Source organism: Paramesorhizobium salinisoli (genome assembly GCF_003335045.1).
Taxonomy (GTDB): Bacteria; Pseudomonadota; Alphaproteobacteria; order Rhizobiales; family Rhizobiaceae; genus Paramesorhizobium; species Paramesorhizobium salinisoli.
In genome coordinates this window covers 124,524-139,937 of the sequence record NZ_QOZG01000003.1, presented here as the reverse complement: position 1 = coordinate 139,937, position 15,414 = coordinate 124,524, and the positions used below count along the sequence as shown (strand labels likewise).

Annotated in this window: 14 protein-coding genes; 4 read left to right on the top strand and 10 right to left on the bottom strand. The window is 60.1% G+C overall.

Going from position 1 to position 15,414, the window contains the following annotated elements:
- Positions 1–11 precede the first annotated feature (11 nt).
- From DUT91_RS07670 to ade, 6 genes are all read right to left on the bottom strand, one after another.
- Positions 12–755 (bottom strand): alanyl-tRNA editing protein, encoded by a 744-nt coding sequence (locus tag DUT91_RS07670; RefSeq protein ID WP_114439810.1) that lies wholly within the window; start codon positions 753–755, stop codon positions 12–14.
- Positions 755–1,786, bottom strand: a complete 1,032-nt coding sequence (locus tag DUT91_RS07665) for a cysteine synthase A (RefSeq protein ID WP_114439809.1) — start codon at positions 1,784–1,786, stop codon at positions 755–757. The genes DUT91_RS07670 and DUT91_RS07665 overlap by 1 nt, the downstream gene beginning before the upstream one ends.
- A gap of 182 nt (positions 1,787–1,968) precedes the next feature.
- A complete protein-coding gene (locus DUT91_RS07660) occupies positions 1,969–3,447 on the bottom strand; it encodes a DEAD/DEAH box helicase (RefSeq protein ID WP_245419625.1) in 1,479 nt (492 codons plus the stop codon).
- 282 nt (positions 3,448–3,729) lie between these two features.
- Complete coding sequence (locus DUT91_RS07655; RefSeq protein WP_114440154.1) at positions 3,730–4,269, bottom strand: DUF1697 domain-containing protein; 540 nt, start codon at positions 4,267–4,269, stop codon at positions 3,730–3,732.
- An 11-nt stretch (positions 4,270–4,280) separates the two neighbouring features.
- Complete coding sequence (ilvA, locus tag DUT91_RS07650) at positions 4,281–5,537, bottom strand: threonine ammonia-lyase IlvA (protein WP_114439808.1); 1,257 nt, start codon at positions 5,535–5,537, stop codon at positions 4,281–4,283.
- Positions 5,534–7,324: an adenine deaminase gene (gene ade, locus DUT91_RS07645; RefSeq protein WP_114440153.1), complete on the bottom strand. Its 1,791-nt coding sequence runs from the start codon at positions 7,322–7,324 to the stop codon at positions 5,534–5,536. Before ade ends, ilvA begins: the two co-directional genes overlap by 4 nt.
- 358 nt (positions 7,325–7,682) lie before the next feature.
- Between ade and DUT91_RS07640 the strand changes: the two genes are divergently transcribed.
- From DUT91_RS07640 to DUT91_RS07630, 3 genes are all read left to right on the top strand, one after another.
- Positions 7,683–8,660, top strand: a complete 978-nt coding sequence (locus DUT91_RS07640; RefSeq protein ID WP_114440152.1) for a tripartite tricarboxylate transporter substrate-binding protein — start codon at positions 7,683–7,685, stop codon at positions 8,658–8,660.
- Between the two features lie 79 nt (positions 8,661–8,739).
- Entirely contained in the window at positions 8,740–9,198 is a 459-nt protein-coding gene (locus DUT91_RS07635; RefSeq protein ID WP_114439807.1) for a tripartite tricarboxylate transporter TctB family protein, read from the top strand.
- 9 nt (positions 9,199–9,207) lie between these two features.
- Positions 9,208–10,710, top strand: a complete 1,503-nt coding sequence (locus DUT91_RS07630; RefSeq protein ID WP_114439806.1) for a tripartite tricarboxylate transporter permease — start codon at positions 9,208–9,210, stop codon at positions 10,708–10,710.
- A 499-nt stretch (positions 10,711–11,209) separates the two neighbouring features.
- Here DUT91_RS07630 and DUT91_RS07625 read toward each other — a convergent pair whose 3' ends face one another.
- From DUT91_RS07625 to DUT91_RS07610, 4 genes are read right to left on the bottom strand one after another with little or no spacing between them, the layout of a single operon-like run.
- Positions 11,210–11,986, bottom strand: a complete 777-nt coding sequence (locus tag DUT91_RS07625; RefSeq protein WP_425373759.1) for an SDR family oxidoreductase — start codon at positions 11,984–11,986, stop codon at positions 11,210–11,212.
- A gap of 13 nt (positions 11,987–11,999) precedes the next feature.
- Positions 12,000–13,148, bottom strand: coding sequence for a galactonate dehydratase (dgoD, locus tag DUT91_RS07620; protein ID WP_245419623.1), 1,149 nt, complete (start codon positions 13,146–13,148; stop codon positions 12,000–12,002).
- 13 nt (positions 13,149–13,161) lie between these two features.
- A complete protein-coding gene (locus DUT91_RS07615) occupies positions 13,162–13,383 on the bottom strand; it encodes a hypothetical protein (protein WP_114439803.1) in 222 nt (73 codons plus the stop codon).
- Between the two features lie 26 nt (positions 13,384–13,409).
- Positions 13,410–14,297, bottom strand: a complete 888-nt coding sequence (locus DUT91_RS07610; protein ID WP_114439802.1) for an aldose 1-epimerase — start codon at positions 14,295–14,297, stop codon at positions 13,410–13,412.
- A gap of 290 nt (positions 14,298–14,587) precedes the next feature.
- Here DUT91_RS07610 and DUT91_RS07605 point away from each other — a divergent pair, with 290 nt between their 5' ends.
- Positions 14,588–15,358 carry a FadR/GntR family transcriptional regulator gene (locus tag DUT91_RS07605; RefSeq protein WP_114440151.1) on the top strand — a complete coding sequence of 257 codons (771 nt, stop codon included), beginning with the start codon at positions 14,588–14,590 and terminating at the stop codon, positions 15,356–15,358.
- The last annotated feature ends 56 nt before the right edge of the window (positions 15,359–15,414 follow it).

Sequence of the window (15,414 nt, the reverse complement as noted above, 5' to 3'; positions counted from 1 at the left end):
AAGATCATGCGCTAAAACAATGGCACCGAGCCGAAACGGATGCGAAACCGTCGGTTTTCCCTGCCCTTCTTTTCGATTTTACCGATATGGATTTCGCCGACTTCCTGCGTCTCGGACACATGCGTGCCGCCGCAGGGTTGCGAATCGACGGCTCCGTCCTCGCCGATCACGACCAGCCGGATACGACCGCTGTCCATCGGCGGACGGACGTTCTTCGACTTGATCAGCCCCGGATTGGCCGCCAGTTCCTCATCGCTGATCCAGCGGGTCGTGACGGGCGTATTTTCCCGGATCATCTCCATCAGCCGTTCCGTGACGTTTTCCCGGGTGAATGACGCGTCGGGCAGATCGAAATCCACCCGGCTTTCCTCTTCGCCCACCGCAGCGCCTGTGATCGGAAATGGGCAGATGACCGAAAGCAGATGGCAGGCGGTGTGCATCCGCATCAGGCGGTAGCGCCGCGGCCAGTCCACGTGCAGCACCAGTTTTTCGCCGATTTCCGGCATTGCCTGCCCTTCGCCTGGAATATGGATGATCTCGTTCTTGGTCTCGCCCGTCACCGTCGCCGCGATCTGGATAGCGGAACCATCGGCACGCTCGAAATGGCCGATATCGCCAGGCTGTCCGCCCGAGGTGGCATAGAAATTCGTCTGGTCGAGGACGATGCCGCCGCGCTCGTTGATGGCGACCACAACCCCTTCCGCCGTCGATAGATAAGCGTCGTCACGGAAAAGCGCCTTCGTTTCGTAGGCCATCACTGATCCTCGTAGGGAATGGAAATGTCGGTCCGGGTTTCAAGCCACGCGGGAACCGGCAAGTCTTTCGAGCGCAGGAAATCGGGATTGAACATCTTCGACTGATAGCGATTGCCATAATCGCAGAGCACGGTGACGATCGTATGGCCGGGACCGAGATCGCGTGCCAGATGGATTGCGCCGGCGACGTTGATGCCGGACGAACCGCCAAGGCAGAGCCCCTCGTTCGTCACCAGATCGAAAACGATCTCCAGCGCCTCGGCATCCGATATGCGATAGGCGAAATCCGGGGTGAAGCCTTCCAGATTGGCCGTCACGCGGCCCTGCCCGATCCCCTCGGTGATCGAGCTTCCCTCGGATTTCAGTTCGCCATCCGTGTACCACGAATAAAGCGCCGCGCCGTAAGGGTCGGCCAGGCCGATCTTGATCGCCTCGCTCTTCGCCTTCAGCCCCATGCCGACGCCCGCCAGCGTGCCGCCCGAGCCGACAGCGCAGATGAACCCATCCACCCTGCCGTTCGTGTCGCGCCATATCTCCTCAGCCGTCGTCTCGATATGCGCCACACGGTTCGCCTGATTGTCGAACTGGTTGGCCCATATCGCTCCCGATGGCTCACTTGCGGCAAGCTGCTCGGCAAGACGGCCGGAAAGGCGCACGTAATTGTTGGGGTTCTTGTAGGGAACCGCCGGAACCTCGATCAGTTCCGCCCCAAGCAGGCGCAGCGCGTCCTTCTTTTCCTGGCTTTGCGTCTCGGGAATAACGATGACCGTGCGGTAGCCCAGCGCCTTGGCCACCATGGTAAGTCCAATGCCGGTATTGCCCGCCGTTCCCTCGACGATCACGCCGCCGGGCTTTAACAGACCCTTACGCTCCGCGTCGCGGATAATGTAGAGCGCGGCGCGATCCTTGACCGACTGGCCCGGATTGAGGAACTCAGCCTTGCCGTAGATGTCGCAGCCGGTGATCTCCGATGCTTGTCTCAGCCTTATCAGCGGCGTGTTTCCGATCGCATCGATCACCGTATCCAGCATCGCAAATATCCTGTCCGTTGTCATGTGTCGCGAAACTATTGGCAGGTGCGGTCCCATTCAAGCGCCGAGTGAAACAAATTCCTGCGACCGCTGATATTTTCCGGAAAGCTGCGAGGGCAAAAGAAAAAGCCCCGCTGCGATTGCGCGCAGCGGGGCTCGGATAGTCATGCGTTCAAAGCGTGTCAGGCAGCCCTGGCGCCGCCGCCGCTCTTGCGCCGGAAAGGCTTCTTCTTCTGCGGACCGCGCTGGTCGCCATGATTGTCCCGAGGCGCTGCGCCGTCATTGGTCCAGATAGCCTCGCTACGGCCTTCGCGGCGTTCGCCGCCAGACCGCGCATTGTCGCGCTGGCCAAACTTCTGACCCGATTTCTGTCCAGGCCGCTGGCCGGATTTCGACCTGTTGCGGCTGTCGGACGTGCGATCGGAAGAGCTTTCGGCACGTTCCGTGCTCGGCCCGACCGGTACCGGACCCATCGCGGCCGGTGCATCCTTCATCGGCAGCTTCATGCGGATCACCCGCTCCACCGCCTTGAGCTTGGCATTCTCGGCGCCCGGATCGTAAAGCGTGATCGCGGCACCCGAAGCGCCATTGCGCCCGGTGCGGCCGATACGATGCACATAGCTTTCCGGCTCATCCGGCAAATCGTAGTTCACGACATGGCTGATACCCACCACATCGATACCGCGCGCTGCGATGTCCGTTGCCACGAGAATGCGCACCGAACCGTCCTTGAAACCGTTGAGCGCGCGCTGGCGCGCATTCTGCGACTTGTTGCCATGAATCGCGGCCACGACGAAACCGTCGCGCTCCAGATTGCGGGTCACCGCATCCGCGCCATGCTTGGTGCGGGTGAAAACGATGACCGAGGCCATCGCAGGGTTTGTCAGCATGCCCGACAGGACACGCTTTTTTTCCTTGGTCACGACAGGATGTACAACCTGCGTGATTTCGGCGACCGTCGTGCCCTGCGGGGCAACTTCGACCCGAACCGGATCGCGCAGGAGGCTCGCCGCAAGCGCGGCGATTTCCTGCGGCATGGTGGCCGAGAACAGCGCCGTCTGGCGATCCTTGCGGGTCGCCTTGGCAATGCGCTTCACATCGTTGATGAAGCCCATGTCGAGCATCCGGTCGGCCTCGTCGAGAACCAGCCAGCGCGTGTCTGAGAGGTCGATGCAGTTTTCGCGCACCAGATCCGTCAGGCGGCCTGGGGTGGCGATGAGCACATCGACGCCGGCCTGCATCTTCTTGATTTGGCTGAGACGCGATACGCCACCCAGGACGAGCGCGGTCGAGACATGTGCGCCTTTCGACAGCGTGCGGATCGTCTCTTCGATCTGCACCGCGAGTTCGCGGGTCGGGGCAAGGATAAGCGCCCGTGCCGTCTTCGCCTTGCGCTTGTCGCCAAGGCCTATGATCTTCGACAGGATTGGCAGGCTGAATGCCGCCGTCTTGCCCGATCCGGTCTGTGCGATGCCGAGAATATCCCGGCCCTCGATCTGTGCGGGGATCGATTGCTGCTGGATCGGCTTGGGCGCCGTCATGCCGGCATTTTCCGTGGCTTTCAGTAGCACGCCGGTAATGCCCAATGCGGCAAAGCCGCTCGTTTCAGTATTTTCCAATTTAATTTCCTTCGGCGGAGGCCGGGTTTCTCCGGTCCGCAAACGTCACACCGCAGGCGCAACCTGCTGGCAATTCTTTTTGATAAACGACGAAGCGCTGGAACATGTTGTTCCCACGCGACTTGCGCTGCCGTGCCCGAAGCCGTTGGCTTCAGGACTCTTGTTCTTCCACGGCTTATTCCGGGATAAACAAGTCAGACGCAACGTAGTCCGTGCTATGGGAAAGCCGGTTCGATTCGGCCCAAGCGCCTTTGCGTCATATGGAGGCATTTGTGCGGAATTGCAAACGAATTTATTGTGCGGCGCAAAAATGGCGCGCGCAGTTCACCCCGCGGCAACCTTCTCCGCCATCTCCTGAAGCTTGCGCATCGTGTTCCAGTTGCGCGCGGTTGCGGGCACTTTCAGCAACCGCTCCACGCTCTTCGCAAGCTTGGATATCCCCGCCCCGTCCGGCGTATGCAGATAAGCGGCGGAGCCAACGACGGCGACCCGCTCTCTATCCACCTGCCTGGATACCAGAACCTTTACTGCCTCGGGTGACGGCTCCGCCTCCAGCACGAAAACATGCAAGGCCTTCGGATCGATCACGGCATCCGGGAATGGATTGGCTTCGATGATTTCCGACCATTGCCGCGGGTCGCGCGCGATGATCTTTTGCGGCTTGCCGAAACGCTCCTCAACCACAGTTCCGACCTTCTCCAACATGGCTTGGGGATCAAGATCGGATGACAGGACCACGTTTCCGGTCTGGATATAGGTGGTGACATTGCCAAATCCGGCATCCGACAGCGCTTCCTTTAACGTCTGGACCGGAAGCTGGTTGGCGCCGCCGATAGCGCGGAAAAGCACGATATAGACCGTCACGCTCGGCACTCCTAGATGATGAAATCCGCCAGCACTTCATTGTCGGTAATATCCTGGTAGGACCAGCCTGCTTCTTCAAAACGCTTGTTCAACGCAATGAAATTAGCGGCATGCCTGGTCTCGATACCGATAAGTACCGAGCCAAAATTACGCGCCGATTTCTTCAGATATTCGAATCGCGCGATGTCGTCGTCGGGGCCGAGGAGATCGAGGAACGCGCGCAGCGCGCCCGGGCGCTGGGGGAAGCGGAAGATGAAATATTTCTTCAATCCCTCATAACGCAGCGCCCTCTCCTTCACATCAGGCAGCCGCTCGAAATCGAAATTGCCGCCGGAGACCACCAGGACGATCCGCTTTCCCTTCAACTCGCTCTTCTTGAAATCCTTCAGCGCGTCGATGGCCAGTGCGCCCGCCGGCTCCAGCACCACGCCCTCGATATTGAGCATTTCGGTGATGGTCCCGCATAAGCGATTTTCCGGAACGAGAATCACAGAATCCGCATCGAAACCCTTGAGAAGCTTGAAATTTTCCTTTCCGATCTCGGCAACTGCAGCGCCATCGACAAAATTGTCAACATGGTTGAGCCTGACCCTTTTGCCCGCCTCGAGGCTGCGCTTGAGGCTCGGCGCGCCTTTCGGCTCGACAAAGCGAAAACGGGTTTTCCAGCCAAGCTCGGACAAATAGCGGGTCACACCGGCTGAAAGCCCCCCACCGCCGACCGGCAATATCATCAGGTCCGGCTTCTGGCCGTCCGGCAGTCCCATCGCGATCTCATACGCCACCGTCGCTTGCCCCGCGATGATCTCCGCATGATCGAATGGCGGCGTCATCATTCCGCCCTGCTCGGCGGCATAGGCTTGGGCTGCGGCGTAGCACTCGTCGAAAATGTCACCAATGAGCTTTATCTCGATGAATTCGCCGCCGAAGGCCCGCGTCTTGTCGATCTTCTGCTGCGGGGTCGTCACTGGCATGAACACGACGCCATGGCGACCGAAATGCCTGCAGACGAAGGCGAAGCCCTGTGCGTGATTGCCGGCCGAGGCGCAGATGAAAACGGTATCGGGCGCGCAATTCTTGATGGCTGCCGAGATGAAATTGAACGCGCCCCTGATCTTGTAGGAACGAACAGGCGAAAGATCCTCGCGTTTCAACCAGATCTCCGCGCCATATTTGCGCGAGAGATAATCGTTGATCTGCAATGGCGTTTCGGGAAAAAGCGCGCGCATCCTCTCGGTGGCGCGTTCGACGCTCCTGGTAAAGCTGGTCATAAAAACAAGTCTACTTTCTGGAAAGTGCGGACATCAATGATGCCGATATCCGATATACGCAATTCCGGGATGACCACCAGCGCCAGAAGCGAATGTTGCATATAGGCGTTGTTGAGCGTGCAGCCCATTGCCCGCATCGCGCCGACGAGCTTGTCGGCCTTGGCGGCCACCCTTTCGGCCCGCTCATCCGACATCAGGCCGGCGATCGGCATCTCGACCATCGCCAGTTCACGCCCTTTCGAGAACAGCACGACCCCGCCGCCCACCTCGCCCAGCCGGTTCGCGGCCTTGGCCATGTCCTCCTTGTTGGTGCCGACGACGATCATGTGGTGGCTGTCATGCGCCACCGTCGAGGCGAGCGCGCAGTCGAGCGTATAGCCGAAGCCGGATACGAACCCGTTGGTGACACCGCCTGTCCCCTTGTGGCGCTCGACAAGCGCGATCTGGCAGACATCGTTGCGCCGGTCCATTCCCACAATGCCGTCCCTCACGGGAAGCTCCGCTTCAAGCGCCCGCGTCGGAGCCTGGTTCTCGATGACGCCGATGACGCGCGCAGTGACGATTTTGCCTGGCTTCGGGGCTGCGATATCAAAGTCTTTGGCCGACAGCTTGCGGCCGAGCTTGACTGTGTTCTTGGCGCTGGCGGGATAGTCATAGGCAGGTATGTCGGCGAGAAGCTTGCCCTTCTCGGCCAAAAGCACGCCGCGTCCATAGACCCGGTCCACGACCAGCCCCGGCAGGTCGGAGACGATGAGGAAATCGGCCAGCCGCCCTGGCGTGATGGAGCCGATCTCGCGCTCCATGCGGAAATGCTGCGCGGTGTTGATCGTCGCCATCTGGATCGCCGTCACCGGCTTCAGCCCCTGCGCGATGGCGTGGCGCACCACCCGGTCCATATGCCCCTCATGCACAAGCGTGCCGGAATGGCTGTCGTCGGTGCACAGGATGAAATTACGCGGGTCGAGCCCCTGCTCCGTCACCGCCTTGATCTGGCTCGCCACGTCGTACCATGCGGAGCCGAGCCGCAGCATAGCCCGCATCCCCTGGCGGACGCGGGCGATCGCATCCTCGACGCGCGTACCCTCGTGGTCGTCCTCCGGTCCGCCGGCGACATAGCCGTGGAAGGCGCGGCCAAGCTCCGGCGAGGCAAAGTGCCCGCCCACCGTCTTGCCCGCCTTCGCGGTGGCGTCGATCACGCCGCGCATGGTGGCATCATTGCCGGCGACACCGGGAAAATTCATCACCTCGCCAAGCCCGATGATGTTGGGCCATGTCATCGCCTCGGCCACTTCCGCCGCCCCGATCGAGGCGCCGGCATTTTCGAGCCCCGGCGCGGAAGGAACGCAGCTCGGCATCTGCACCTTGACGTTGATCGGCATGGCCGATGCCTCGTCATGCATCAGCCGAACGCCTTCAAGGCCCAGTACATTGGCGATCTCGTGCGGATCGATGAACATCGATGTGGTGCCGTGCGGAATGACGGCGCGGGTAAATTCCGTCACCGTCACCATGCCGCTTTCCACATGCATATGCCCGTCGCAAAGCCCGGGCACGAGATAGCGCCCTTCGGCATCGACCACTTTAGTCTTGGCCCCGATGCAATGCGCTGCGTCATGGCCGACATAGGCGAAACGCCCGGCCGTAATGGCAATATCGATGCCGGCGATGATCTCGCCGGAATAGACGCTCACCAGCCGCCCATTGCGCACGACCAGATCCGCATGCTTTCGCCCCATCGCCACATCGACAAGTAGCGGCGCGACCTCAATCCAGGTTTTCGGCTGCATTTGGGTCTTTTCGGTGGATGTTTCGCGGGTGGCGGGCAAATGACGACTCCTGTTTCCCTGAGTTTGCCAATCTTGCGCAGGGTTTTCCAGTTCCGTTTCAGAAAATGCGCTCAAAGGCATGGTCGGGGTATTGCCGGGATGAGATTAGACTATGGTTGCAGAAGGAAAACCTGGCATCGTTTCTGCTTGACACAGCTGTCGTGCTCCCGTTCGATAATACATGGCTTGCTGCCGTCTGCGGGAGGAGAATCGGAGATAGCAGAACAGCTTTCGTAGCCAAAAAGAATTTTCCGGCAGAAATGCCGCAGAATAATGGTGAATCCGGCCAATGATTTGGCCGATGATCTGGGAGGATCGCATGAAAAGAACAATCGCAGCCCTGGCGGCGGCAGCAGCTTTCACTGTTTCCGCTTCCATTGCGGGCGCACAAGGGTATCCCGAGCGCAACATTACGATGGTCGTGCCGTTCTCGGCCGGCGGCCCGACCGATACGGTCACGCGCCTCGTCGCCGAGTCCATGTCGAAGGATCTGGGACGGCAGATCATTGTCGAGAATGTCGGCGGCGCCGGCGGCACGCTTGGTGCGGGGCGCGTCGCCAATGCCGACCCAGACGGCTACACGCTGCTTCTCCACCATATCGGCATGGCGACCAGCGCCACGCTCTATCGCAAGCTGCCCTATGACACGCTGAACGCCTTCGACTATGTCGGCCTCGTCACCGATGTTCCCATGACCATCGTGGCGCGCAAGGATTTTGAGCCGCAGGACTTGAAGGGCCTCATCGAATACGTCAAAGCCAACCCCGACAAGGTCACGCTCGCCAATGCCGGCATCGGCGCCGCCTCGCATCTCTGCGGCATGATGTTCATGAACGCCATCAAGACGCCGCTCGTCACCGTTCCCTACAAGGGCACCGGCCCGGCGATGACCGACCTGCTGGGCGGACAGGTCGACATCATGTGCGACCAGACGACCAACACCACGAAGCAGATCCAGGCCGGCACGATCAAGGCCTATGCCGTCACCTCGCCTGAGAAGTTGGAGGTGCTGCCCAATGTTCCGACTGCATCGGAAGCGGGGCTCCCTGATTTCGTCGTCGGCATCTGGCATGGCATCTACGCGCCGAAAGGCACGCCGCCGGAAGTGACTGCCAAGCTTTCCGCCGCTCTGCAGAAGGCGCTGAAGGACCCGAACGTCGTTGCCCGCTTCGCCGAACTCGGCACCATCCCGGCGACCGACGCCGAGGCGACACCGGAAGGCTTGAAGGCCAAGCTTGAAACCGAAGTCGCCCGCTGGAAGCCGGTCATCGACGGCGCCGGGCAATACGCCGACTGATCCCGTCAGCGGTAAAAAAAACCTGTGCCGCCCGGCTTCTAGGCGGCACAGTTCATGAAAGAAGAAAAGAAGGGGGAACATGAGGGGCTTTTCAATCAACGGCCGTGACGGGCTTTGCGCTGCGATTTTCATCCTGCTGGGCGTCTTCTTCGCGATGCAATCGCTTGGCATGGAACTCGGCACGGCATTTCGCATGGGGCCCGGCTATTTCCCGCTTGTTCTAGCAGGATTCCTGATCCTGCTCGGACTGATCATTCTGGTGCAAGCGACGCAATATGCGGCAGAGCCGGTCGGGCCGATTGCCTGGCGTGGCATGTTCTTCATCCTGCCCGCACCGATCGTCTTCGGCCTGACGGTCCGCGGCCTCGGTTTCGTGCCGGCGGTCTTTCTTACGGCCATGATTGCTGCCTTCGCCTCCAGCCGGATGAAGCCCGGGATCGCCCTGCTCCTCGTCAGCGGATTGACGATCTTCTCCGTCATCGTTTTCAGCTATGCGCTGGGCCTCCCGTTCCGGCGCTTCGGCCCGTGGCTCGACTGAGGAATTCGCATGGATCTCTTTAATAATCTTGCCCTCGGCTTCTCCACCGCCGCCTCGCCCTGGAATCTTCTCTTCTGCTTCACCGGCGTCATGCTGGGAACGTTGATCGGCGTGCTGCCCGGCATCGGCGCGACGGCGACCATCGCCATGCTGCTGCCGATCACCTTCCAGCTGGAGCCGGTTTCATCTCTCATCATGCTGGCCGGCATCTATTACGGCGCGCAATATGGCGGCTCGACCACGGCTATCCTCATCAACATGCCGGGCGAATCCTCCTCAGCCGTCACCGCGATCGACGGCTACCAGATGGCGCGCCAGGGGCGGGCCGGCGTGGCGCTCGCCACCGCCGCCATCGGCTCCTTCTTCGCGGGAACGGTATCCACCTTTCTCGTCGCCATCTTCGCGCCGCCGCTGACATCAATCGCGCTAAAATTCGGGGCGGCGGAATATTTCTCGCTGATGGTCGTCGGCCTCATCTCGTCCATCGCGCTTGCCCATGGCTCCGTCATCAAGGCGCTGGCCATGGTCGTGCTGGGCCTCCTGCTCGGCCTTGTCGGCACCGACATCAACACCGGGACGCCGCGCTTCATCCTCGGCATCCGCGATCTTTCCGACGGGCTGAATTTCGTCGCCATGGCGGTCGGTGTCTTCGGGGTCGCCGAGATCCTGCGCAATCTCGAAAACGAGCAGACGCGCTCGGTCATGATCAAGAAGGTGACGGGCCTCCTGCCGACCCGCGAGGATTTCAGGCGCATGGCGGCGCCGATCCTGCGCGGCACGGCTTTGGGCTCGGCGCTCGGAATCCTGCCCGGCGGCGGCGCGATCCTCGCCTCCTTTGCCTCCTACACCGTGGAAAAGCGTGTCTCCAAGCACCCGCAGACCTTCGGCAAGGGCGCGATCGAGGGCGTGGCGGGGCCGGAAGCCGCCAACAATGCCGGCGCGCAGACGTCTTTCATCCCGATGCTGACGCTGGGCATCCCCGCCAATCCCGTCATGGCGCTGATGATCGGCGCGATGATCATCCAGGGCATCGTCCCGGGACCGAATGTGGCGACCGAGCAGCCGGCGCTGTTCTGGGGCATCATCGCCTCGATGTGGATCGGCAATCTGATGCTGATCGTCCTCAACCTGCCGATGATCGGCCTCTGGGTGAAACTCCTGACGATCCCCTACTACGTGCTGTTCCCGATCATCCTCGCCTTCTGCTCGATCGGCGTCTACAGCGTCAATTCCAATGTCTTCGACCTCTATTCCGTCGCCTTCTTCGGCCTTATCGGCTATGTCCTGGTGAAGTTGCATTGCGAGCCGGCCCCGCTCCTGCTCGGCTTCGTGCTGGGACCGCTGCTGGAGGAAAACCTGCGCCGCGCCATGATCATCTCGCGCGGCGATGCGACGGTTTTCTTCACCCGCCCCATCAGCGCCACGCTCCTTGCGATCGCGCTCGCGGTTCTTGTGATCGTGCTTCTGCCTAGCATCAACCGCAAGCGCGAGGAGATCTTCGTGGAGGACTGAACCGGCGCTTTTCTGCGCCGGCATAGGAGCAAGTTGCAAACATTGACTTGACCGAATCCTCCAAGTGCTTGAAAGAAAAGCTACGCGGACGTGGCGAAACTGGTAGACGCAGCAGACTTTAAAATTGGAGTGCCCGCGGGGAAATCCGCGGAGTAGAACCGCTCAAAGTCGGGGAACGCTAACGGGCAGATGCGCCCTAAGCCAATCCCGAGCCAAGCCCCTTCGGGGAAGGTGTAGAGACTGGACGGGTGGCGCCTAAAGCCTTCGGGTCATGGCGAAGGGACAGTCCAGACCACGAACGTCATATGACGGCGGCGAAAGTCGAGGTGGTATGAAAATCTGCTTCTCTATGAGAGTACGGGTTCGAGTCCCGTCGTCCGCACCATCCTTTATTAAGATCATGGATTTGGAATGATTGCGGAGGGCACGCAATCAAGGATTGCAGGCCATTTGCGCCTTCGGCAGGCTCTAACCCCCGTTTTCGGGAGGAAGAATTAGTTCAAGCTGGATGCTGCTGAACGCTGAGACCGCCATCGATCGTCAGGCATGTCGCGTTCATGAACGGGCATTCGTCCGAGATCATGAACACTGCGGCCATGGCGATCTCTTCCGGCGAGGCGATTCGACCTCCGGGGTGCAGTTTCATCGTCTCTGCTCTGGCTGCCTCCGGATCCGGAAAACTGTTCCAGTAATCGACGACCTTCTGGGTAGAGACATAGCCTGGCGCCAATGCGTTCACCCGGACGTTCTTGGCTGCATATTCCAGACCGAGCGATTTTGTCATGCCGAGCAGGGCATGTTTCGCCAGGGGATAGGGGAATGTGTGGGGAATGATGGTGAAGGCATGGGTCGAGGCGATGTTGAGAATGACGCCACCGCCCGCTTCAATCATCCCCGGCAACACCGCCTTGCAGCAATTCCAAGCGCCCTTGAGATTGATGTCGAAGCAGCGGTTCCATTCCTCGTCGGTGGTTTCCAGCGGTTCGGCAAAGATATTGACCCCGGCATTGTTGACGAGCCCATTGATGGCCCCGATCGCGCCTTCTGCCTGACGGACCGCTGCGGAAATTGCCGCTGCATCGGTGATGTCGGCCGCAAGCCAGCCGAGCCTGCCGCCGGTGTTCCTCAACGCCGTGGCCTCGCGCTCCAGAAGCTCGGCATCGCGATCGATGAGAAACAGAGCCGCCCCTTCGCGCAAAAAGGCGTTGGCCATCGCAAGGCCGATACCCTGTGCCGCCCCGGTCACGAATATCCGCTTGCCCGCCAGCCGTTCCATTATCGTATTCTCCTCACCACTCGGCGAAGCTGCCGTCGGGATGACGCCAGATCGGGTTGCGCCATCGGTGACCTTCTTTTGCCCGCTCGATCACATAGGCCTCGTCCACCTCGATGCCCAGTCCTGGCCCCTGCGGGATGCTGACGAAGCCGTCGGCATACTGGAACACGTCCTTGTTGACGATATAGTCGAGAATATCATTGGCCTCATTATAGTGGATACCAAGGCTCTGCTCCTGGATGAAGGCATTGTAGGACACCGCATCGATCTGCAGGCAGGCTGCAAGCGCGATCGGCCCGAGCGGGCAATGAGGGGCAAGCGCCACGTCGTAAGCCTCTGCCATGGCAGCGATTTTCCGGCATTCGGTGATACCTCCCGCGTGGGAAAGATCCGGCTGGATGATGTCGACATAGCCGCCCTCGAAGACGGACTTGAAATCCCATCGGGAGTAAAGCCGCTCACCCAATGCGATAGGCGTCGAGGTATGGTTGGCAATTTCCTTCAACGCTTCTTTGTTTTCCGAAAGCACAGGTTCTTCGATGAACATCAGCTTGTAGGGCTCGAGTTCCTTCGCCAGAACCTTGGCCATCGGCTTGTGCACGCGACCGTGGAAATCGACCCCGATACCGATATGCGGGCCGATCGCCTCGCGGATAATGGCGATCGTCTCGACCGCCTTCTCCACCTTCTCGTTAGTGTCGACGATCTGCATCTCTTCGCAGCCGTTGAGTTTGATCGCCTGAAAACCGCGGGCGACCACGTCCTTGGCATTTTGGGCAATGTCGGAGGGACGGTCGCCGCCGATCCAGGAATAGACCTTGATCCGGTCACGCAACTGACCGCCGAGCAGCGAATGCACCGGCTGGCCGAGCGCCTTGCCCTTGATATCCCACAGTGCCTGGTCGATGCCGGCAAGCGCCGACATATGAATCGCCCCGCCCCGGTAGAAGCCGCCGCGATAGAGAACCGTCCAGTGATCCTCGATCAGGAAAGGATTCTTCCCGATCAGGTAGTCGGCCATTTCCTGCACGGCCGCCTCAACGGTCAGCGCGCGGCCTTCGACCACCGGCTCGCCCCAGCCAACGACCCCTTCGTCAGTCTCGATCTTCAGGAACAGCCAGCGTGGCGGGACGAGGTAGGTGGTCAGTCTGGTGATCTTCATGGGCATGTTCCAATCAGGCGAGAATGAGATCGTCCGCCTTGCCCGCAGCGGCAAGGACAGCGGTATTGGTGTTGCCGCTTGCGATGGTCGACATGAGGGAGGCGTTGGTGAACCGAAGATCGCGCATTCCGGCGCCCGGGAAGATTTCCTTGTCGATCAGGTCGCGCATCGTCGATGCGCATGCGGAACCGCTCCGGCCGACGGTGATGTAGTCAAATCGACCTTCGTTAGTCATCTGTTCTCCCAGCGATATGTGCATGCTCATAGATCTCGCGGCCGAAGCCGGATGCTGCCCGACAATTGCTGACCGGGCTGAAGAACTCGAAGCCCGCCGAGATCGGGCAGGTTATGGCCGTTTGCCAGATGCGACATCGGCTCGAAGCAGAAATAGTCACGCTTGAACTGCGGATCGAAGGTCGTCTCGGACACAAAGACAAAGGCGTGCCGGAACAGGGGATCGGCCGTCAGGCAAAGTTGCGTTCCGCGCTCGGGCCAGGAGATCACTGCCTCTCCGGACCAATCCTCAAACCCGTTGTTGACCCAGCGATGCGGTAGCGGCGACGGCTCGCTGAAATCAAGGTCGACCGGAATCCCTGTCGCCTCGCCCGGTAGCCAGCCCTCGACCTCAGTCCAGAATTTTCGAGCCGGTGCAAGCAATGTCGTCTGCGGCGTCATCGGAAAATAGGGATGCCAGCCAAGACCGAACGGCAAGGGCCCGTCGCCGTCATTCTCGACTGACAGCGCCAGTTCCAGTTCATTGTCCCGCAATGAAAATCTTTGGCTAGCGTGGTAGGCATATGGGGTATTTCCACCGCGATGGGCAAAGCTCATGATCACATGATCATCTGCGTGTTCGTTGACGGACCACTCAGACTGCCAGCCTTCACCATGAAGATAGTGGGGATCCCACTCCATATTTGGGCTGAAACAGAATTCCCGACCCTCGAACTCGAACCGATTGTTCTTCACCCGGTTTCCAAACGGCACGAGTGGATAGCACGAAGATGAAAGTGCATCCGCGTTGTCAGAAGCGTCCCGTAACAACGGCACATGTCCCCCCTCGCCGTCGTTCCAGAAACCGAGGATCACGCCGCCGGTGGTCGATATCCGCAACGAAAGGGAGCCGGATTTCAGACCCAGGATCGACATTGCCCATCACCCCTTGTTGCGCGACAAGCAGAAGCGTGCCGAGCAAGCGCGGTACCGCTGGCCGCGACAGCCGCAACTACGTCGAATTCCAGACCGCTCACAGGATAAGTTTAGCCCGATGAATGTCAATATAAATACGATTTATTTTTGGATTTGATCGGAAAACCCGGATCATTCATATTACCGATTGCTATTTGACGTGCGAAGCCGATCCTGGGTCGAAGACGGTTTCTCGATCATGCGTGCCGATGCACAACGAAGAAGAGGGAGACGAGGTGAAGAGCGAACCCATGACTCGGATTTTAACGGAACATGGCGCACCCATCGCCCAGCGCGGCAAGCGAAGCGTAAGGGAGGCACTGCTGCACTGTCTCGTCGAGATGGTCGTTTCGGGCGTTTTTGCGGAAAATGCCACCCTGCCGAACGAGGCAGAATTGACGGAGAAGTTCGGCGTCAGCCGCACCAGTTTGCGCGAGGCGATGCAATATCTCTCCGCGCTCGGCATGGTGCGCTCCCGCACACGCGCCGGCACCATCGTGCTGCCCCGCGAAAACTGGAACTATCTCGATCCGATCGTGCTCGATGTGATGCTGGCGGTCGGCGGCGATGATACCTTCTACTCCTCGCTTATCGACGCGCGGCAGTTGCTGGAACCCGCCGCTGCCGCACAGGCGGCAGCCAATGCCAACGCACGGCAGCTCTACCATATCTCCAAAGCGTTCGAGGATATGGTCGAGGCGAACGCCAGAGACACGGAAGCCTGGAGCCGCGCGGACCTCGAGTTCCATACCGCGATCATCAATGCCAGCGGCAACTGGGTCTATCGCCAATTCGCCAGCGCCATCCGCGCGGCCCTGCTCGCGAGTTTCAGGTTGACCAACCGCGCCAGCCAATCGCACGAGCAGGCGATCCTCACACATCAGGATGTGCTTGAAGCTATCCGGATGCGACGGCCAGAGGCCGCGCGCCACGCTATGGAACAGCTGATCGGCGTGGCGCGGAGCGAGATGACTGATGCCTTAAGGCGAGCCCGCAAAGCTTCCGAACTCGGAGACGAATGAACAGAAATCCAATAAAAAATCATACATATATATTGACTAGTATGATATTTACTGAA